Genomic DNA, 18589 nt, shown 5'->3' with positions numbered 1-18589 from the left:
GAATTTACCTGTTGGATGGCCTGCTTCAGATTCATGTGGATCTCCCTGCTCAGATGCCGCCCAAGGCATCGATGAGATCGGTGACACGACTTCCGATGGTCCCGAATTCATCGGAGATGCTTTCGAGGTCGGCTATATGGGCACGGCGCAGGTTGGTCACTTTCTGGTGGGCTTCGGTGGCCTTGTTCATTGCCCGGCCCGCTTCTCCGCGCACCGTTGTAACATCTCCGCGCAGCCTTGTAACATCTCCGATCGTTCTTGTTATGTCGCGGCGCAGCTGTGTCGGGTGCTGGTGGAGGGAGCGCAGTCTCTGGTCTTCTTTTCGCTTCTCGTATTCGGCGATCGGGTCTATGAAAGTCTTTTCGAGCTTGATGCCGGTGACTTCGGCATTGATCCCGTGGGCAGCCAGTGCTGCTCCGTTTGCCTCAGCCTTGACGCCTGTTGCCTCGAACTGCTTGATGTACTCCTTCTTGACCATGTTTTCGGTCCAAGCTCGCCAGTTTCCTCTAAAGGCAGCCAATTCACGTTTGGCTATGCCGACGACCCACGCTTCGTCGTCGGATCGGATATTTGACATCTAGATCACCGCCGTGTGGTGTGCCCGCAAGGGGCGGGCAATGGAAAAGGGTGTATGCGCCAGGATCGGCACATACACCCATGGAATCGGGACGTGTGGAGGTTCAGATGGCGGACGCCTGCCACCCTCCGTCACTGGACAGCGTCACGTATCCACGATGCGGCAGGCGTAGGACGCCCTCACGAGTGGCGTGCGACGTGAGGATTCTTGTTGGCTCTCCGCCATCGGCGGGGTTGTACATCACGTTTCCGTAGTCTTCGAATGCGTAGCGAAGGACGCGTACATCACCGTAGTAGCGTGGTTCCGGGACATAGAAGTAGGTTTCTGTCCCGCTGCCCGTGAGGTCCTGGCGCGGGAGGGTGGGGAATGTTTCCGGCGCGAGTATCCGTGCGTGCCAGCGATGGATTCCACCGGCACGTTCATGGAATCGAATACGGCGGATGGTGAAAGAGTCCGCGGCGGCAGGAAGGACGATGCGACAGCGTTCGCGTCTGTACGTGGTCACGGCGTCCAGAGCTAAATCCTCGTTGCCCGCACGGGAGCTGGTCGGCTGTACCTCGAAACTGGAGGTGAACCCTCCATGAATTTCCAGTGGTGTCGGGACACCGGCGTTGCCTCCCGGAATGCTGATCGCTCTGTCCGACCAGCCTGACCACTCGCCTAATGATCCCTTGCTCATCGGGCTCTCCCCCTCGGGTGCATCCGTCACCAGCGCTCAGGGAGATCCTGGCATGTCAGTTGAAGAACTGCATGAGTTCGCTCGCAGTGGGCGCCACGAGTTCCGTCTGTCCCTCTTCCTCCGAAGAGGAGGGATCGGTCAGGGGGCGAGGGACGGGCACCGGCCGGGGAAGCGGATCTGACTCCTCGTCCCGATTGACAGTGGCGAACATCCAGTTGGCTTCCTGGAGCTGGTCGACGGTGTGGGCGAGCAGGTAGTCGGTCACTGACCAGTCGGCGACCTCACCGTTCAACTCCCGTGAGAGGCCGCTGTCCCGTGGCAGCTGCTGGATCAGCACCGCGAGCCGGCGCGACGAGAGCCGGCCGCGGTGCCAGTCGAGCAGGTCGACGCCGTAGTGGCGGAGGAGGTCCGCCTCGAGCGCCTCGGCGTGCTCTTCGACGAGCTCGCCGAGGCTCAGTCTTCCCCCAGGCCGAGCCCGGTCTCCTTGCCGTACGCCTCAAGGATCGCCGCGATGTCCTGCATCGTGACGTCGTGCCGTTCGAAGCGGGTGAACTGCTGCTCGCCGAGCAGAAGTCGGAGCAGGCCGTCGACGTCGTTGTCGTCGAGGTCGCGCAGCTTGCGGGCGGTCGTGCGGGAGAGCTCGGTCGGCAGCTCGAACGAGTCCGAGTCGAGGTCGAAGGTCCAGGCCCGGCCGAGCGCCTCCAGGCGCTGGGCTCGTGCGGCGTTGACGTTGAATCCGGCCATCTGCGGCTCCAGTTCGTGGGTGAGGAGGAAGGGGGTGCCCGGCGTGCTCCCGAAGGCGCACGCCGGGCACCGGGGGAGGGGTTACGCGAGCGCCGTGTCGCTGACCAGCCAGGTGGCCATCGGGTCGTTCGGCTTGTCGCCGGAGAGAGCCGTGACGGTGACGCCGAGCTTGATGGCGCCGGTCCGGGCGAGGGAGAGCTCCTCGACGTCCGACACCGCGGCGTACGGGACGACGAGGCGGTACCGGAGATCGGTGGTGCCGTTGTTGTCCTTGAAGTCGATGGCGATCGCCCGCTGGTCCTGGCCACCCGGGGCTCCGGTCAGCTCCAGCTTCTTGGCGGTCGTCTCGGCAGTGCTGCCCGCCGCGACGAGCGAGGTGCTGCCCGTACCCATGTAGAACTGGAAGGTGTCCTTGCTCATCTGGAGCAGCTGGAACTTCAGCGTCACGTCGCGGTCGGTCAGGATGAAGCGCGCCGGCGCGGTCGACTGCCAGGTGTCGATCGGGTCGTTCTTGTCCTTCTTGTTGAACTTCACGCCGTCGGACGACGTGAAGCCGAGGTTGATCCACGGGCTCGTCATCGACGCTGCGAGGGTGTCGGTCACGGTGGTGCCCGCCGGGGCGACCCAGACGGAACCGGCGCCCGCGATGCGGACCTCGCTGTTCTTGAAGCCGGGCATGTGTACTCCTTGATCAGTGGGATATGACTGAGCCCTGCCGCGTGGACAGGGCTCGTTCGGTGGGGGTGGGGCGACGGACGCTCAGGCGGGACGGATCGACAGCCGGACCGTGGCGAGGTACCGGTTGCCGGCCGGCCGGTTGTAGTCGGGCAGCCAACGCGGGCCGTCCGCCTCCTTGACGTCGGTGACGACGGCCGTGCCGTACGTCGTGCCGATCAGTTCCAGGACACCGGCGCGGGCGGCGAGCGCCACACCGTGTGCGGTGGTCTTGTCGGGCCCGTACACCTCCAGGTCGACCAGGGGCTGGTCGAGATGGAGGTCGTCCAGCCAGGCTCCGCCGACGCGGGAGACCAGGACTGCCTTCTGAGTGCCGTCGAACCCGGCGGGCGGGCGGTTGTCGACCACGGTGCCGGCCAGCTCGGGCCGGTCCTTGAGGAAATCGACGACGAGCCGTTCCACATCGGGAAAGTTCAAGACGCTCACATGGACGCTCCCTTCGGTTGGGCGGGTGAGTGAAGCGGATCGTGCGGACCGGTCGCGACCCAGGGGAGTGGGATTCCGGGCAACACAAAGCGGCAGGTCCGCCGCCCCGGTGAGGGGCGCAGCTCTGCCGCTTCGCCAAGTGTGATCGACGTACACGGATCCCGCAACTCGCTGGATTTAAAGGGGCGTTGGGGTCTCTGGAGGCCAACAGCAGAGGGTCCCACCGGCTTCCGGTGGGACCCTCTGCTTCCGGTTCTGCTCTCAGCTGCCCGTGGCGTATCCGCGGCGTACGGCCCGCTCGGCGGCGAAGACGTCCTCAAGGCGGTAGAGCAGCCGTCGCCCTTGCCGGCCCGCTGCAGTGAGGTGGCCGAGCTGGACCCACTTGCGGATGGTTGCGGGTGACACCGTCACCTCTGCAGCGGCGAGATCGCCCGAGATCAGTCTTGTGTTCATGTGACCTCGGCCTCCTGCAGAGCGCGACGGCAGGCAGGGTTGACGCACATCACCATCGCCCGTTCGGGGAAGGCCCGCAGGGATACGGAATCGCAGGCCGGGCACCGTCCCGCGACATGCACCAGTTGCTCGGGGTCGCCCAGGGCGCGTGCGCAACGCCGGGCCATCCGGCGGACTTCGTCCTCCACATGCGCCGCGAGGTCCGGGTGGCGGCCGATCTCCTCGAGGAGTCCGGCGATCCGTCGGAGCCGTGCGGGTACGGGAGCCGCTGCGAGACGGCGCAGGCCGAGCCGGTCCCGTACGGCTTCTTCCAGTTCCACCACTCCGTCGGTGATGTCGCGGATGGCATCCGACACGTAAAGCCGCACCGGCGCAGTCGTACCGGCGGTCCGCCCGCCGCCGCGGCGCTCACGCAGACCGCCCCCGGTGCCGGGAACGAGTTCTTCCAGAAGTTCGGGGAAGCGTCGCGCGAGCGAGGCTATCCACAGGGCGCTGCCGCCGTCGGTAGTCACGAGACCCGACCGACCTCGCGGCCGTTGCGCCAGAGCCGACCGCCGCTGACGCCGTCGAACCAGGTGCGCTCGGGGTCCACGACGGCCTCGCACTCCCTCCGGATCACGCATTGATTGCAGGCGCGCAATGCCGGTTCCGCCTCGGAGAGCACCTTGGCGAAGACGGAATCCTGTGAAAGGTGAGCGCAGGCGGCTTCTCTGCGCCAGTCCAGTTCATCGGTCATACGAGAGAAACCAATGGTCAAGGCGGTTGAGAACACTGTCGTCGGTGCAGTCACGTGCAACCCCTCCCCACGTATGGGAACATGCGTTCGAGAATTGCGAACGCGTGATCAGAGTTACATGGTGCGAGCGCGTGCGCAAGCGACTGCAGTCCGTTCGGGAGGCGCCGACGACGGGTCAAGTGGCTTGATTTGGAGGCATGTTGACGACATCTCCACAACAACGCGCGAGCGCGCACACATGTAGGTGCGTGCGCGGTCGGTACGCTGTCCCCCGCGACGAGGGGAGAGCGACACGATGGGGTCAAACTCGTGGGCAGGTGCCCACAACGATCAGAGCCGGCGCGTCGACGGTGGCCGGAACCGAGCGGTCGGACTTGAGGAATTTGCCTCCTGGGTCGAGGAGTTGATGCGCGGCAGGGGGTACGACATCGACAGCCCCCGCGGCGGCGGCAAGTCCCGGCTCGCCGATGACGCGGGTGTGCATCGGGCCGCCGTGAGCCGACTGCTCCAGCGGCAGAGCATGCCGGACCTGGAGACCATGCGGCGTCTGGCAGGGGTGCTCGGTGTGCCGCTGCGCGACATGTTGATCCGGTCCGGGCGGCTGACGGAGGAGGATCTGCCTGTCGTCGCCGTGCGACGGGTGATTCCGGGCGAGGACTCCCTGCTGCTGAGTCCGGAGGAAGCCGCGCGGAGAATGGGGGTGCCCCCTGAACTGCGAGAGATGTTTGTGAAGGTCGCGGCGCAGTTCCTACCAGAAGGTAGGTAGGAGACGAGGCAGCCCTGAGGGGGCACGTGAGGGAGTGCGCGGATGGAGAACGAGGGGGGCGTCGTCGGTGATCCGGCCGAAGAGGAGCGTATGGCGCGGCTGGTGGGCGCCTTACTGATCGAACTCGGCCACAAGGTCCAGAAGGCGGGCGCCGCAGGCATTCGCATCCTGACCGACGAAGAGGCCGAGCGGGATCAGGTCCTCTGGTACCGCAGGGGCTGGGAAGAACACGCCCACGCCGCCGATCCGCAGCGCGCCGGAATGGCGGGCCACCCCGATGCCGAGGGCCGCCCCGAAGCGGAGGGCCGAACCACCCCGTCCGGCCGGTTGATCCAGTTCCCGGACCAGCCGGACGGGGACGACTCGCCCCAGCCTCTGCCGATCGTGGGCGCGGGTGACGCGACCGTCCGCGAACTGATGCCACACCGCCCGCGCGGCCGGCCGGCGCGGGGCCATGGTGACGACGGATGAGTGGGCGGGGGTGGTGGAACGGGGCGGGGAGGCGGGTCCGGGCCGGGCTGGGCCTACGGGTTGACCGGACGTGACTTACCGGACGGAGTGCGGGCCGTCGAGGTCGACCAGGCCGGACTGCACGAGCAGCGCGCCCAGATGGGTCCGGCTCGATGCGCCGAGTGCCTGCATGAGTTTGGCGATGTGGGCGCGGCAGGTACGGACGCTGATGCCGAGCTTCCGGGCCACGATGTCGTCGACGTGCCCTTCGACGAGCAGCCGGGCGATGCTGTGCTGGACGGCGGTGACGGGGATGCCGGGGGCGGCTGTCGGAAGCTGTTCCGTGAAGGGGATGGCCTGTTCCCAGAGCATTTCGTAGACCTGGATCAGGTAGCGGACTATCGCGGGGTTGCGTATTTCCAGGGCCGCGTTGCGGTCGGGTGTGGCGGGGATGAACGCCACCTGACGGTCAAAGATGATCAACCGGTCGACGGTACGTTCGGTGGTGCGGACCTTCAGGTGGTCGGACGGAACCTGTTCCAGGTAGTCCCTGACAGCGGTGCTGTAGCGGGCCGGGTGCTGGTAGATGTGTCGGAGCCGGGCGCCGTGGTCGATGGCGGTCTGGGCGTTGGCCAGCGCCTGCGGGAGCAGCTCGGACGGCCGCCTGCTGCCCGGCTGAGCGGTCAGGACTTCCTCCCTGGCCGTGGCGGTCGCCTCTTTGAGGGCTGCCTGGATCACGTCCGGTCCTTCGAGAACGGTGATCGCGAGGCTGAGGTCTTCGGTGGCGACGGCGACCAGGGGGGCCAGCGACTTGCTCAGGGCGGCGGTGAGTTGTACGCGCTCTTCTATTTCCCGGGTGATGGGCTGCAGAAGGTGCGCCAGGCCGGTGGACGGAGGAACGGGGCGCATCCAGGCGTCGTCCCGCGGATCGGGATGGAGCAGGGCCATCTCGACGAGGCACGGCGCGGGGGCGAGTTCGGAGCGGGCGATGCGTCCCTTGCGGAGGGCTTCCTCGTACAGCCGGATTGCCGGGGCGCAGAGTTCCCTGTTCCCATGCGAATGAGCTTCGTTTGCCGTTTCCGTATCCATTTGCGGGCCCCCCACTTTTTGCAGTGCAACAAGATGACGGTGGTGGAAGCGTGGCTGTCGGGAGAGTGTGGACGAGTCGGGGGAGCCGGGAACTTCCCTGATGGAACAGGGTGCGGCCGTGCTCTCCCCCGTTGTGCGGTCGCACCTTCCGGCCCTGGGTGGGGGACGCTGGAGGCGCCGACGGTCAGGAATCCTGGTCGAGGATTCCTGACCGGGCGATCAAGTAGCCGAGTTGCGCACGGCTGTTGCTGCCGAGGGCGGTGCTGAGCTTGGCGATGTGGGAGCGACACGTGCGTACGTTCATTCCCAGCCGCCGGGCGATCGCCTCGTCGACATGGCCTTCGATGAGCAGTTTAGCGATGGAGTGCTGGACCCCGGATATGCCTTCAGGGCTGGGGTCGTAAGGGATGGGTTCCTGGAGAGGGACGGCGCGTTGCCAGAATTGGTCGAAGACCTTGACGAGGTATTCGACGATGCCGGGATGCCTCAGTTCCAGTGCCACCCGGCGGTCATCGGTGGCGGGTATGAAGGCGACTGTGCGATCGAAGATCATGAGTCGTTCTATGAGCTCTTCGAGCGTGCGGATCTCCACCTTCCCCTCAGCCATGCGGGCCGCGTAGTTGAGCGTGCCGTGGCTGTGGCGGACGGTGTGCTGATAGAGGGTGCGCATGCTCACTCCGCGTTCGGTGAGCATGCTGCCGCGTTCCAGGGCGGTGTTGAGCGCGTCCTCGCTGCGTCCGCCGCCGGGCTGGATCGTGAGGACTTCCGAGCGGCATTCGGTCAGAGCCAGCTCGATGGACGCGTTGATGCGGTCGATGCCTTCGAGCACAGTGATCGCGTGCGTGATCGGCGGCGTCTGGGCGCTGATGGCCATGAACGGCTCGAACGCCTCGGTGAGCTCGACCGAGAGGCGCCTCCGGTCCTGGATCTCCCGCTCGATGGGGTGGAGCCGCTGGGTGAGTGCCGCGGAGGGTGGCACGGGACGGAGCCAGGTGGCGTCGTCGGGGTCGGGGTGCAGCAGGGCGAATTCCAGCAGGCAGGGAGCGAGTCCTACTTCGGCACGGGCGATCTTGCCCACACTGAGGGCGCTGGCGTACAGCCGCGCTCCCTCGTCGCACAGAGCACTCACAGGGTGTGGATGTGTCGTGTTAGTGCCGTTTATGGTCAATTCTCCACCCCCCAGGAACATGCATCAGCAGGAACATGATGCATCGGTTCTGTGGCATTGACGTGCCTGGATGAGCAATCGTCTTGTCATGCGGGGGAGAGGAAACCTTGGAAGTGAGGACGAAGCCAACTATGGGTAACAAAATGCTTCGCTCGGCGCTTGCTGCGGCCTTCTCCGCCGGGCTGACGTTCGGGGCGATGGGTGCCCTGGGTCCGGCTTGGGGAGGTGGGTCCACGGGGGTGGTGGACTCGTACGCTCAGGCCGCGCCGCCGCCGGATCTGGCGTGGGACAGCGCACCGGCCGGGACGACCGATGCGGGTACCGACTCGGTGGTGCCACCCGACCTGGCATGGGACATCGCTCCGAAGAACGAGTCCGGCGCATGACCACCCCGCCGGACGACCGCACCTTCCGGCGCGAGATGGCCACGGCCTATCGCTCCGGGTGGCACTTCATCGATCTGCTCACGGCACTCCCCCGTCGTGGCGACTCGTTGATGGTCACCCTGTTCGGTGAGCCGATCGTCGTCGTGATGGAAGAGGGCGAGGACGTCCGCGCCTATCGCTGCCTCCGCCGGCCACGCGGGGCGCCGCAGCCGGTCCGCTGTGCCGTGAGGTACGGCATGATTTTCGTCAATCTCGATCAGCGTGACCATGAGCTGTTCGAATCTGAAGCCATTTCCGCCACCCCCCGCAGTGCCTGAGCGACCCCCGTCGTTCCATATCGTTCAGGCGCTTCCCCCACACAGCGGCGCCATCGTGACCTGAACACGATGGCGCCGCTGTGCTGCCCGGGGCCGGTTCAGGCCCTGCCGAGCGCCCGGTCGAGGGTGATCTCGATGACGACCCGGTCGGGGTTGGGCCTGGGTGTGCGTTCGTAGCGTTCCGCGTAGCGGCGTACCGCGTCGTCGACGACATCCTGCTCCGTGCGGACGGCCGCCACGCCTTCCAGCGTCGCCCAGCGGGCTTTGTGCATCTGGCAGACGGCGACCCGTGCTTCTCCCGGGGCCGCGGCCAGGATGTGGGCGACCTTGCGGCTGCTCTTGTTCGTGATGACACGTGCGATCCCCGCCTCGGGGTCGTACGTCACACCGACGGGCACCACGTGCGGGGTGCCGTCGGGGCGCAGCGTCGTCAGCGTGCACACGTGGCGCTCGCGCCAGAAGGCGAGGTACTCGGGGCTGGGACTGCGTACATCGTGCATGTCTGCAGCCTAGGCAGCCCGGGCGCCGTGATGCGGTGGCGGGTGCGTCCGGTGGCCGGTTCACTCGAAAGCGTTCGCGGTCGGTGAAGCGGCGGTGGTCCCGTTTTTGCCTTGAGTGGAATAGGCTCAACTTTGTGCACGTTGACCATGTCAGTGTTACCGACATACCGCCCATCGCACGGAGGAGAGAGCGCACGTGGACGCCGAGCTGACCAACAAGAGCCGGGACGCCCTCAACGCGGCCACCAACCGGGCCGTGAAGGACGGGCACCCCGATCTGACTCCCGGGCATCTGCTGCTCGCGCTGCTCGCGGGCGAGGACAACGAGAACGTCACCGACCTGCTGGCCGCCGTCGACGCCGACCAGGTGGCCGTGCGCGCCGAGACCGAGCGGCTTCTCGGGGCGCAGCCCAGTGTCACCGGTTCCACCGTCGCGCCCCCGCAGCCCAACCGCGACCTGCTCGCCGTCATCGCCGACGCCGCGCAGCAGGCGAAGGAGCTGGGCGACGACTACCTCTCCACCGAGCACCTGCTGATCGCCCTCGCGGCGAAGGGCGGCCGGGCCGGTGAGATCCTCACTCAGCAGGGGGCCAGTGCGAAGAGGCTCCTGGACGCGTTCGAGAAGAGCAGGGGAGGGCGCCGGGTGACCACTCCCGACCCGGAGGGCCAGTACAAGGCCCTGGAGAAGTTCGGCACCGACTTCACGGCTGCCGCCCGCGAGGGCAAGCTGGACCCGGTCATCGGCCGTGACCAGGAGATCCGGCGGGTCGTGCAGGTGCTGTCGCGCCGTACGAAGAACAACCCCGTGCTCATCGGTGAACCCGGTGTCGGCAAGACGGCCGTCGTCGAAGGGCTCGCCCAGCGCATCATCAAGGGCGACGTCCCGGAGAGCCTCAAGAACAAGCGGCTGGTCTCGCTCGACCTCGGTGCGATGGTCGCGGGCGCGAAGTACCGCGGCGAGTTCGAGGAGCGGCTGAAGACCGTCCTCTCCGAGATCAAGGAGAGCGACGGCCAGATCATCACCTTCATCGACGAGCTGCACACGGTCGTCGGCGCGGGCGCCGGCGGCGACTCCGCCATGGACGCGGGCAACATGCTCAAGCCGATGCTGGCCCGCGGTGAGCTCCGCATGGTCGGCGCCACGACGCTCGACGAGTACCGCGAGCGGATCGAGAAGGACCCCGCGCTGGAGCGCCGTTTCCAGCAGGTCCTGGTCGCCGAGCCGTCCGTCGAGGACACCATCGCGATCCTGCGTGGCCTCAAGGGGCGCTACGAGGCGCACCACAAGGTCCAGATCGCCGACTCCTCGCTGGTGGCCGCCGCGACCCTCTCCGACCGCTACATCACCTCCCGCTTCCTTCCCGACAAGGCCATCGACCTGGTCGACGAGGCGGCCTCACGGCTCCGCATGGAGATCGACTCCTCCCCCCTGGAGATCGACGAGCTCCAGCGGTCCGTCGACCGTCTGCGGATGGAGGAACTGGCTCTCAAGAACGAGACCGACCCCGCGTCCAAGCAGCGGCTGGAGAAGCTCCGCCGCGACCTCGCCGACAAGGAGGAGGAGCTGCGCGGTCTCACCGCCCGCTGGGAGAAGGAGAAGCAGGGTCTCAACCGCGTCGGTGAGCTGAAGGAACGCCTCGACGACCTGCGCGGTCAGGCCGAGCGTGCCCAGCGCGACGGCGACTTCGACACCGCTTCCAAGCTGCTGTACGGGGAGATCCCGGGTCTGGAACGGGAGTTGGCGGAGGCGGCCGAGGCCGAACAGGAAGCCGCCAAGGACACCATGGTCAAGGAGGAGGTCGGCCCCGACGACATCGCGGACGTGGTCGGTTCCTGGACCGGAATCCCCGCCGGGCGTCTCCTGGAGGGTGAGACGCAGAAGCTGCTGCGCATGGAGGACGAGCTCGGCAAGCGGCTGATCGGGCAGTCCCAGGCCGTGCAGGCGGTGTCGGACGCCGTACGCCGTACCCGCGCCGGAATCGCCGACCCCGACCGCCCCACCGGCTCGTTCCTCTTCCTCGGGCCGACCGGTGTCGGCAAGACCGAGCTGGCCAAGGCGCTCGCGGACTTCCTGTTCGACGACGAGCGGGCCATGATCCGCATCGACATGAGCGAATACGGCGAGAAGCACAGCGTGGCGCGGCTCGTCGGTGCCCCTCCGGGGTACGTCGGGTACGAGGAGGGCGGCCAGCTCACGGAGGCGGTCCGCCGTCGTCCGTACAGCGTCGTCCTGCTGGACGAGGTCGAGAAGGCCCACCCCGAGGTCTTCGACATCCTGCTCCAGGTCCTCGACGACGGCCGGCTCACCGACGGACAGGGCCGGACGGTGGACTTCCGCAACACCATCCTGATCCTGACGTCGAACCTCGGCAGCCAGTTCCTGGTCGATCCGCTGACCAAGCCCGAGGTGAAGGAACAGCAGGTTCTGGACGTCGTACGCGCCTCGTTCAAGCCGGAGTTCCTCAACCGGCTCGACGACCTCGTGGTCTTCTCCGCGCTGTCCGGTGACGAGCTCTCCCACATCGCCGCGCTCCAGATCGGCCGCCTCGCCAAGCGCCTGGCGGACCGCAGGCTCACCCTCGACGTCACGCCGGAGGCCCTGGCCTGGCTGGCCGAGGAGGGCAACGACCCGGCGTACGGGGCACGGCCGCTTCGCCGCCTCATCCAGACGGCGATCGGCGACCGGCTCGCCAAGGAGATCCTCGCGGGTGAGGTCACGGACGGCGACACGGTCCGCGTGGACCGGGTCGGGGACGGGCTGATCGTGGGACCCGTGCAGGCCGGCACGGCCGTGTGAGGTCCGAAGGGGCGGACGCGGGCATGATTCCTCCGAGGGCGCAGGACCAATGACCGCCAATCGCGGTTAGGGTCGAAGGCAGAGTCAGGCAACCACGTGCGATCCACAGGAGTAACCGGCGATGTCTATCGATCCGTCCTCGATTCCCAACTTCGGGGGGCAGCCCGAACCGCAGGCGGCAGGACCCGCTGGCCCCGTCGTCCCTGACCAGGACCTCGTCAAGCAGTTGCTTGAGCAGATGGAGCTGAAGTTCGTCGTCGACGACGAGGGTGACCTCGCCGCGCCGTGGGAGGACTTCCGCACGTACTTCATGTTCCGTGGCGAGGACGAGCAGCAGGTCTTCTCGGTCCGTACGTTCTACGACCGCCCCCACGCCCTCGACCAGCGTCCCGTCCTGCTGGACGCGATCGACGACTGGAACCGCCGCACCCTGTGGCCGAAGGTCTACACGCACGCCCATGAGGGTGAAGAGGGTGCCGCGGGTTCCGTCCGGCTGATCGGTGAGGCGCAGATGCTCATCGGTACGGGCGTCAGCCTGGAGCACTTCGTCTCCTCGACGGTCAGCTGGGTGCGGGCCTCGATCGAGTTCGACAAGTGGCTCGTGGAGCGTCTGGGTCTGGAGCCGACCGAGGCGAAGCCCGACGACACCGAGTCGCCGGACGCCTGATCCCGGACAGCGGACCGTGGCCCGGTCCGGAGCGGGCGGCCCCTGAGGCCGTCGCTCCGGGCCGGGCTTCCGTCTGTGCGGACGGAGGCCGGCGGCCCCGGTCTCAGGCCGTGAGGGTCTTCAGGCGGGTGACCGCCTCGGTCAGGACCTCGGTGCGCTTGCAGAACGCGAAGCGCACGAAGGGCGCGCCCTGTTCGCGGTGGTCGTAGAAGACGGCGTTCGGGATGGCGACGACCCCGCAGCGCTCGGGCAGGGCGCGGCAGAAGGCGAAGCCGTCGTCCCCGCCGCCGAGGGGGCGGATGTCGGTGGTGACGAAGTACGTCCCGGCCGGCCGGTAGACCTCGAAGCCCGCGGCGGCGAGCCCGTCGCTCAGCAGGTCGCGCTTGGCGCGGAGGTCGGCCCGCAGGTCGTCGAAGTACGCGCGGGGCAGGCGCAGGGCCTCGGCCACGGCGTACTGGAGCGGTCCGGCGGAGACGTACGTCAGGAACTGCTTCGCCGAGCGGACCGCGGTGACCAGCTGCGGGCTCGCGGTGACCCAGCCGACCTTCCAGCCGGTGAACGAGAACGTCTTCCCCGCGCTGCCGATGGTGACGGTGCGCTCGCGCATGCCGGGGAAGGAGGCGAGCGGGAGGTGCTCGCCCTCGAAGACCAGGTGCTCGTAGACCTCGTCGGTGACGACGAGGAGGTCGCGTTCGCAGGCGAGTGCGGCGACGGCGGCCAGTTCCTCGCGGCTGAGGACGGTGCCGGTGGGGTTGTGCGGGGTGTTGAGAAGGATGAGGCGGGTGCGGGGGGTGACGGCCGCGCGGAGTTCGTCGAGGTCGAGCCGGTAGACGCCCTCGTGCGGGCGCAGGGTGACGGGGACGCGGGTGCCGCCCGCCATGGCGATGCAGGCGGCGTACGAGTCGTAGTAGGGCTCCAGGGCGATGACCTCGTCACCGGGTTCCAGGAGCGCCAGCAGGGCCGCCGCGATGGCCTCGGTGGCGCCCGCGGTGACCAGGACCTCGGTGTCGGGGTCGTACGACAGGCCGTGGAAGCGCTGCTGGTGCTCCGCGATCGCGGAGCGCAGTTCGGGGATGCCGGGGCCGGGCGGGTACTGGTTGCCGTGCCCGGCGCGCAGGGCGCGGACCGCGGCCTCGCGGATCTCTTCGGGGCCGTCGGTGTCGGGGAATCCCTGGCCGAGGTTGATCGAGCCGGTCCGTACGGCCAGCGCGGACATCTCCGCGAAGATGGTCGTCCCGAACTCGGTGAGGCGGCGGTTGAGCAGCGGTCGTCCCTGTGTCATGACCGCCATCCTGTGCCGAAGCTCTGGAGTTGCTCAAGTCTGCTTTGGCTCCGGAAGGCAGAGGGCATCCCCCTCACACACAGGGAGCGGGGGGACCTCGCTTCGGGGGACGGAAGGGTGTGAGGTCGGTGGGTTTCTTCGCAGCGGGGCTGATCGGGATCGTCGTCGTGGTGGCCGTCGTCGCAGGGGTGTCCGGTGGGCGCCGGCGCAGGCCGGTGCCCGGGGGGAAGGCGTCGCGGCGCCGGCGGGCCGCCGGCGCCGGCGGGAGCTCCAGCTCGTACGCGGGGGGCGGCGGCGGTTCGTCGTGCGGCAGCAGCTCGTCGTGCGGCAGCAGCTCATCGTGCGGCAGCAGTTCGTCGTGCGGTGGCGGGGGCGGTTGTGGCGGAGGCAGCTGACACGGGGCAGCCGGTCCGTCTGCGGGCGCTCCGCACGTGAGGTGTCCGGTGGGTGAACTCCCGCCGGACACCTTTTCGTTGAGCCACGCGGAGAGTTTTGATTGAACAGTTGAACCGGGCTGCCCCCGGGGGGATGGAAACCACGTCAAGTTGGGCAAAAACGCTGTGAGTGAGGCGTACTTCGTGATTCCCTCCCTGTAGAGAACATTCAGCCCTCGGACCCCAGTTGGACCTGATCGGGCGCTTCCCTCCCCCACGCGCATCTCCAGGGAGCGCCCCCTGTCCATGTGTCCATGTGTGTTTGCGGAGCCGAACCATGCTCACGACCCTTCAGACGGCCTACTCCGACACCCGCGCCGCAGATCTGGCCTGGGCGCTCGGACGGGAGCCGCTGCCCGCCCTCGCCGTGCTCGACCTCCGGTTCGAGCAGGCCACGCTGCAGTTGAGGCTGCTCGGCGCCTCCCATCAGGTCCTCCTGGAGGAGGACAGTGGCACCACCTGTTCGGAGACCGTCGCCTGTATTCCCGGCAGCAGCACCCCGCTGCCGCTCGGCGTCGCGAAGCGGCTCGGCGACTGGGAGTACGAATTCGCGGCGCGCGTCGAGACGCTCACCGAAGGCGCGTTCGCGGGGCGTGCGCAGGAGCTGCTCGCCCTCGTCGCCGACCATCCGCACGGTCTCGCGGGGACGTTCCCCGGCAGCCCGCACGCCTTCACGGCCTTGCTGGCCCAGGAGACCGAGGGGCAGGTGCGGTGGCGGACCTGGCACGCGTACCCGCAGGAGGGGCAGCTGGTGGTGACGCGTACCCGGGTGGGCGTGCGGGTGCCGGCCCCGGCCCTCTGACCGTGCGGACGCAGGGCGCGCACGCCCCCTCGTACCGCTTGCCGCGCCCCCTTCCGCGCCTTGTCCCGCCCGGTACGACCGGTCGCGCCGATGCCTCACTTACACCCGTGTGGGTGACAGGCGGCGACTGTTCCGTAACGTAGCGTTCGCTTCATGATCGACCAGCAGGTGCCGCTGCGAGGGGGCGCGGCGCGGCTTCCCGTACGGCCGAGGACCGGACGGTTCCTCGTGCTGGCCGCTGTCTTCATCTGCGCCGCCTGCGGCCTCGTGTACGAGCTGGAGCTGGTCGCGCTCGCCTCGTATCTGATCGGCGACTCGGTCACGCAGGCGTCCGTCGTGCTCTCCGTGATGGTGTTCGCGATGGGCATCGGATCGCTCCTCGCGAAACGTTTGCGCTGCCGTGCCGCAGTCGGATTCGGGCTCATCGAGGCGGCTCTCGCGCTGGTCGGCGGTTCGTCGGCCCTCGTGCTGTACGCCTCGTTCGCCTGGCTGGGCGAGTCGCGGTACGCCCTGGTCGGGTTCTCGCTGGCGATCGGCATTCTGATCGGTGCCGAGATCCCGCTGCTGATGACGCTGATCCAGCGGGTCGACCGGCAGGACGCGGGCGGGGCCGTCGCCGATCTCTTCGCCGCCGACTACGTGGGGGCGCTGGTCGGCGGGCTCGCCTTCCCGTTCCTGCTGCTGCCGATGCTGGGCCAGCTGACCGGCGCGCTGTTCACCGGGGCGGTCAACGCGGCGGCCGGCGGGGCGCTGGTGCTGTGGCTGTTCCGGCGGGACCTGAGCTCCCGGTCGCGGTGGCTGCTGGTCCTGGCCAACGTCACGGTGATCGCGCTGCTGGCCACCGCCACGGTGCTGGTCGACGACTTCGAGCGGGCGGCCCGTCGCGCGGTCTACGGGGACCGGGTGCGGGTCGCCGTCCAGACCGGGGTGCAGGAGGTCGTCCTCACCGGGGAGGGCCGGGACTCGCTGGACCTGTACCTGGACGGGCGGCTTCGGGTCAGCGCACGCGACGAGTACCGCTACCACGAGGCGCTGGTGCACCCGGCGATGAGCGGACCGCACGGGCGGGTGCTGATCCTGGGCGGCGGGGACGGCCTGGCCGCCCGCGAGGTGCTGCGCTACCCGGACGTACGGGCCGTCACGGTCGTCGAGCTGGACCCCGCCGTCACCCGACTGGCCCGGACGGACCCCGCGCTCTCCGCGCTGAACGGGCACGCCTACCGGGACCCGCGGCTCACGACGGCCGACGGGGACGCGTTCACCTGGCTGCGGACGACGCCCGGCCCCTACGACGTGGTCGTGTCGGATCTGCCGGACCCCGGGATCACGGCGAGCACGAAGCTCTACTCGGCGGAGTTCTACGGACTGGTCGCGGAGGCCCTCGCACCCGGCGGCCGGCTGGTGGTGCACGCGGGACCGGTGGGCATCCGGCCGCGTTCGTTCTGGACGGCGGAGGCATCCGTACGGGCGGGCGGCCTGTCGACGCACCCGTACCGCGTCACCGGCCGGATCTCCGGATTCGCGGCAGGCCCCGACCGGGTCACGGAGGAGACGCGGGAGCCGCGCGACTGGGGCTTCGTCCTGGCCTCGCGGCGGACCCCACCGCCGCTCGCGCTGGACCCCCGGGCCCCGGAACTGCGGTCACTGGGGGAGCGGGATCTGAACGAGGCCGGCGTGGCCGCGGAGCGGGTCCGGATACGGGGCCAGGCGCCGTCGACGCTGGTGCATCCGCGGTACTGGGAGGAACCGTGAGGGTGCCGTGCGGGTGGCGGGAGTGCTGACATGCGGAGAGCGGAAGCGCTGACGCGGTGGCCGGGGCTGAGTAGGCTCGGTTTCCATGGAGCATGAGGTGTTCGTTCCGGTTCCGGTTCCGTCCCTGCGGCGGACCCTGGGCGATGCTGCCCGGGTCGCGCGCTGTGTGCCGGGACTCCAACAGGACGCCGACGCGTCGGCGGGCCCGCTGTCCGGCCGTCTGAAGATCAGGGTCGGCGGCCACACGATCACCTACCGGGGCGCGCTGAAGCTCGCCGGCCGCGACGGAGACACCTTCGCTGTGGCGGGGGAGGGCGTGGAGGCCCGGGGGACGGGCTCGGCCACGCTGGCCCTGACGCTCACCCTCACGGAGACCGACGGCGGTACGACCATCGAGTTCGCGGGCACGGCGGGCGGGGACGGCCGCATCGTGGACGTGGACGACGCGGTGGCGCTGGCGGCGGCCCACCGCCTGCTCGACCGCTTCACGCAGCAGCTGGTGACGGAGTCACTGGCCTCCCCCGACGAGGTGGTGGCCTCGGCGGACGAGGTGCCGGCCTCCTCCGAGGAGCCGGCCGAGCCGGGTGAGTCCGACGCGCCCGCGCCCACGCACGAGGCCACGCCCACGCACGAGGCCACGCCCACGCACGAGGCCGCGCCCGACGAGGCGCCCTCCGTCGAGCCGCCGCCCGACAAGGGGTCCGTGTTCGACGCCCCGGTGCCGCCGCCCTCGCTCGACCCGCTCGCGGAGGTGGAGTTCACCGTGCCGGACGGGCCTCCGGCCGAGGCCGCACATGCCCGGCGGACCATGATCGGGCGCAGCACGGAAGAGGTCGACCACGCACCGCCGCGCGGCCGGTACGCGCCCGTCCCCTCGCCCGAGGCGGACCGGGCCGGTGCCACCCTGCGCTGGGTCGCCCCCGCAGCCGCCCTCGCGCTCGCCTCCGCGGTCGTCGTGGGGCGTGCGCTGCGACGGCGGAGGTAGCGGCGCCAGTAGTGTCGTGGGGTGAGCAGAGCTGCGAAGGACGTCCGGCTGACCGTCGGCGACGCCGAGTTGACCGTTGACCCCACCCATGGCTGCCGGATCAGCAGCCTGCGGATCGGTGGCACCGAACTGCTGCGCCAGGGGGAGCGGTACGGCTGCTTCCCCATGGTGCCGTGGTGCGGACGCACCGAGAACGGGAAGTTCCGCAGTGGCGGTGAACTGCACAGCCTGCCGCTGAACGCCCCGCCGCACGCCATCCACGGCACCGGCCGCGACACCTCCTGGACCATCGCCCGGGAGACCGGGAGCGAAGCGGCGTTCTACTACGACCTGGCCGAACCGTGGCCCTACCCGGGCCGGGTGACGCAGACCTTCGAGCTCGCCGAGGACTCCCTGACGCTCCGGATGGGTGTCGAGGCACAGGTCGACTCCTTCCCGGCGCAGGCCGGCTGGCACCCGTGGTTCCTCCGGAACATCGGGGGCCAGGAGGTACTGGTCGACTTCGACGCCGTCTGGCAGGAGGAGCGCGGCGAGGACCATCTGCCGACCGGCCGCCGGATCGACCCGCTGCCCGGGCCGTGGGACGACTGCTTCGGGATGCCCGACGGCGTCGATGTGAAGCTCACCTGGCCGCAGCAGCTGGAGCTGACGGTGAAGAGCCGGGACGAGTGGGTGGTCGTCTACGACGAGCAGGACGAGGCCGTGTGCGTCGAGCCGCAGTCGGGGCCGCCGAACGGGCTGAACAGCACGCCCCGGCTGGTCACCCCGATCGATCCGCTGGAGATCGCGACGACCTGGAGCTGGGTGCGGCTCTGACCGGCGACGGCAGCGCTTACCCTCGTTG

The 18589-nt window shown here is 68.9% G+C and carries 23 protein-coding genes; 10 read left to right on the top strand and 13 right to left on the bottom strand.

Translation table 11 applies throughout. The annotated features are described in order from the left end of the window. Positions 1-49: 49 nt before the first annotated feature. The 9 genes from OG230_RS16800 to OG230_RS16760 form a co-directional block, all read right to left on the bottom strand. On the bottom strand, positions 50-577 hold the full coding sequence (locus tag OG230_RS16800) for a hypothetical protein (protein ID WP_328911036.1): 528 nt from the start codon (positions 575-577) through the stop codon (positions 50-52). A 103-nt stretch (positions 578-680) separates the two neighbouring features. Then, positions 681-1256 (bottom strand): hypothetical protein, encoded by a 576-nt coding sequence (locus OG230_RS16795; protein WP_328911035.1) that lies wholly within the window; start codon positions 1254-1256, stop codon positions 681-683. Between the two features lie 55 nt (positions 1257-1311). Continuing rightward, entirely contained in the window at positions 1312-1593 is a 282-nt protein-coding gene (locus OG230_RS16790) for a hypothetical protein (RefSeq protein WP_328911034.1), read from the bottom strand. Positions 1594-1709: 116 nt separating this feature from the next. Continuing rightward, on the bottom strand, positions 1710-2000 hold the full coding sequence (locus OG230_RS16785; protein ID WP_328911033.1) for a hypothetical protein: 291 nt from the start codon (positions 1998-2000) through the stop codon (positions 1710-1712). Positions 2001-2081: 81 nt separating this feature from the next. After that, complete coding sequence (locus OG230_RS16780; RefSeq protein WP_328911032.1) at positions 2082-2678, bottom strand: phage tail tube protein; 597 nt, start codon at positions 2676-2678, stop codon at positions 2082-2084. Between the two features lie 81 nt (positions 2679-2759). Next, positions 2760-3161, bottom strand: a complete 402-nt coding sequence (locus tag OG230_RS16775) for a hypothetical protein (protein ID WP_328911031.1) — start codon at positions 3159-3161, stop codon at positions 2760-2762. Between the two features lie 261 nt (positions 3162-3422). Next, complete coding sequence (locus tag OG230_RS16770) at positions 3423-3614, bottom strand: helix-turn-helix domain-containing protein (protein ID WP_328911030.1); 192 nt, start codon at positions 3612-3614, stop codon at positions 3423-3425. Then, entirely contained in the window at positions 3611-4126 is a 516-nt protein-coding gene (locus OG230_RS16765) for a hypothetical protein (protein WP_328911029.1), read from the bottom strand. Before OG230_RS16765 ends, OG230_RS16770 begins: the two co-directional genes overlap by 4 nt. After that, positions 4123-4404 (bottom strand): WhiB family transcriptional regulator, encoded by a 282-nt coding sequence (locus OG230_RS16760; RefSeq protein WP_328911028.1) that lies wholly within the window; start codon positions 4402-4404, stop codon positions 4123-4125. The genes OG230_RS16765 and OG230_RS16760 overlap by 4 nt, the downstream gene beginning before the upstream one ends. A gap of 352 nt (positions 4405-4756) precedes the next feature. Here OG230_RS16760 and OG230_RS16755 point away from each other — a divergent pair, with 352 nt between their 5' ends. Then, positions 4757-5116 carry a helix-turn-helix domain-containing protein gene (locus OG230_RS16755; protein WP_328911027.1) on the top strand — a complete coding sequence of 120 codons (360 nt, stop codon included), beginning with the start codon at positions 4757-4759 and terminating at the stop codon, positions 5114-5116. Between the two features lie 42 nt (positions 5117-5158). Then, complete coding sequence (locus OG230_RS16750; protein ID WP_328911026.1) at positions 5159-5587, top strand: hypothetical protein; 429 nt, start codon at positions 5159-5161, stop codon at positions 5585-5587. Between the two features lie 75 nt (positions 5588-5662). On the opposite strand, the gene OG230_RS16745 is transcribed toward OG230_RS16750, so the two are convergent. Together OG230_RS16745 and OG230_RS16740 are read right to left on the bottom strand one after the other, a co-directional pair. Further along, positions 5663-6655, bottom strand: coding sequence for a helix-turn-helix transcriptional regulator (locus OG230_RS16745; protein ID WP_328911025.1), 993 nt, complete (start codon positions 6653-6655; stop codon positions 5663-5665). A 184-nt stretch (positions 6656-6839) separates the two neighbouring features. Then, positions 6840-7844, bottom strand: a complete 1005-nt coding sequence (locus OG230_RS16740; RefSeq protein ID WP_328911024.1) for a helix-turn-helix transcriptional regulator — start codon at positions 7842-7844, stop codon at positions 6840-6842. A 221-nt stretch (positions 7845-8065) separates the two neighbouring features. On the opposite strand from OG230_RS16740, the gene OG230_RS16735 reads away from it, so the two are divergent. Both OG230_RS16735 and OG230_RS16730 read left to right on the top strand, forming a co-directional pair. After that, positions 8066-8209, top strand: a complete 144-nt coding sequence (locus OG230_RS16735; RefSeq protein WP_328911023.1) for a hypothetical protein — start codon at positions 8066-8068, stop codon at positions 8207-8209. Beyond that, positions 8206-8526 (top strand): (2Fe-2S)-binding protein, encoded by a 321-nt coding sequence (locus tag OG230_RS16730; protein WP_173313908.1) that lies wholly within the window; start codon positions 8206-8208, stop codon positions 8524-8526. Before OG230_RS16735 ends, OG230_RS16730 begins: the two co-directional genes overlap by 4 nt. A gap of 98 nt (positions 8527-8624) precedes the next feature. Here OG230_RS16730 and OG230_RS16725 read toward each other — a convergent pair whose 3' ends face one another. After that, the gene (locus OG230_RS16725) at positions 8625-9026 is read right to left on the bottom strand and encodes a pyridoxamine 5'-phosphate oxidase family protein (protein ID WP_328911022.1); all 402 of its coding nucleotides are present in this window, start codon (positions 9024-9026) and stop codon (positions 8625-8627) included. A gap of 196 nt (positions 9027-9222) precedes the next feature. On the opposite strand from OG230_RS16725, the gene clpB reads away from it, so the two are divergent. Continuing rightward, the gene (clpB, locus tag OG230_RS16720) at positions 9223-11823 is read left to right on the top strand and encodes an ATP-dependent chaperone ClpB (RefSeq protein WP_328911021.1); all 2601 of its coding nucleotides are present in this window, start codon (positions 9223-9225) and stop codon (positions 11821-11823) included. A 121-nt stretch (positions 11824-11944) separates the two neighbouring features. Then, on the top strand, positions 11945-12490 hold the full coding sequence (locus OG230_RS16715; protein ID WP_328911020.1) for a YbjN domain-containing protein: 546 nt from the start codon (positions 11945-11947) through the stop codon (positions 12488-12490). A gap of 103 nt (positions 12491-12593) precedes the next feature. On the opposite strand, the gene OG230_RS16710 is transcribed toward OG230_RS16715, so the two are convergent. Then, entirely contained in the window at positions 12594-13772 is a 1179-nt protein-coding gene (locus tag OG230_RS16710) for a pyridoxal phosphate-dependent aminotransferase (protein ID WP_328911019.1), read from the bottom strand. A 711-nt stretch (positions 13773-14483) separates the two neighbouring features. Between OG230_RS16710 and OG230_RS16705 the strand changes: the two genes are divergently transcribed. From OG230_RS16705 to OG230_RS16690, 4 genes are all read left to right on the top strand, one after another. Continuing rightward, positions 14484-15008 carry a DUF2617 family protein gene (locus tag OG230_RS16705; RefSeq protein ID WP_328911018.1) on the top strand — a complete coding sequence of 175 codons (525 nt, stop codon included), beginning with the start codon at positions 14484-14486 and terminating at the stop codon, positions 15006-15008. Between the two features lie 153 nt (positions 15009-15161). Next, positions 15162-16760, top strand: coding sequence for a polyamine aminopropyltransferase (locus OG230_RS16700; RefSeq protein WP_328911017.1), 1599 nt, complete (start codon positions 15162-15164; stop codon positions 16758-16760). A gap of 85 nt (positions 16761-16845) precedes the next feature. Then, entirely contained in the window at positions 16846-17745 is a 900-nt protein-coding gene (locus OG230_RS16695) for an SRPBCC domain-containing protein (RefSeq protein ID WP_328911016.1), read from the top strand. Between the two features lie 21 nt (positions 17746-17766). Further along, positions 17767-18561, top strand: a complete 795-nt coding sequence (locus tag OG230_RS16690; protein ID WP_328911015.1) for an aldose epimerase family protein — start codon at positions 17767-17769, stop codon at positions 18559-18561. Positions 18562-18589: the final 28 nt, after the last annotated feature.

This window comes from Streptomyces sp. NBC_00234, from assembly GCF_036195325.1.
In the GTDB taxonomy this organism is placed as follows: Bacteria; Actinomycetota; Actinomycetes; order Streptomycetales; family Streptomycetaceae; genus Streptomyces.
The sequence above is the reverse complement of the archived record's forward strand: the minus strand, read 5'-3'. Positions and strand labels throughout refer to the sequence as shown.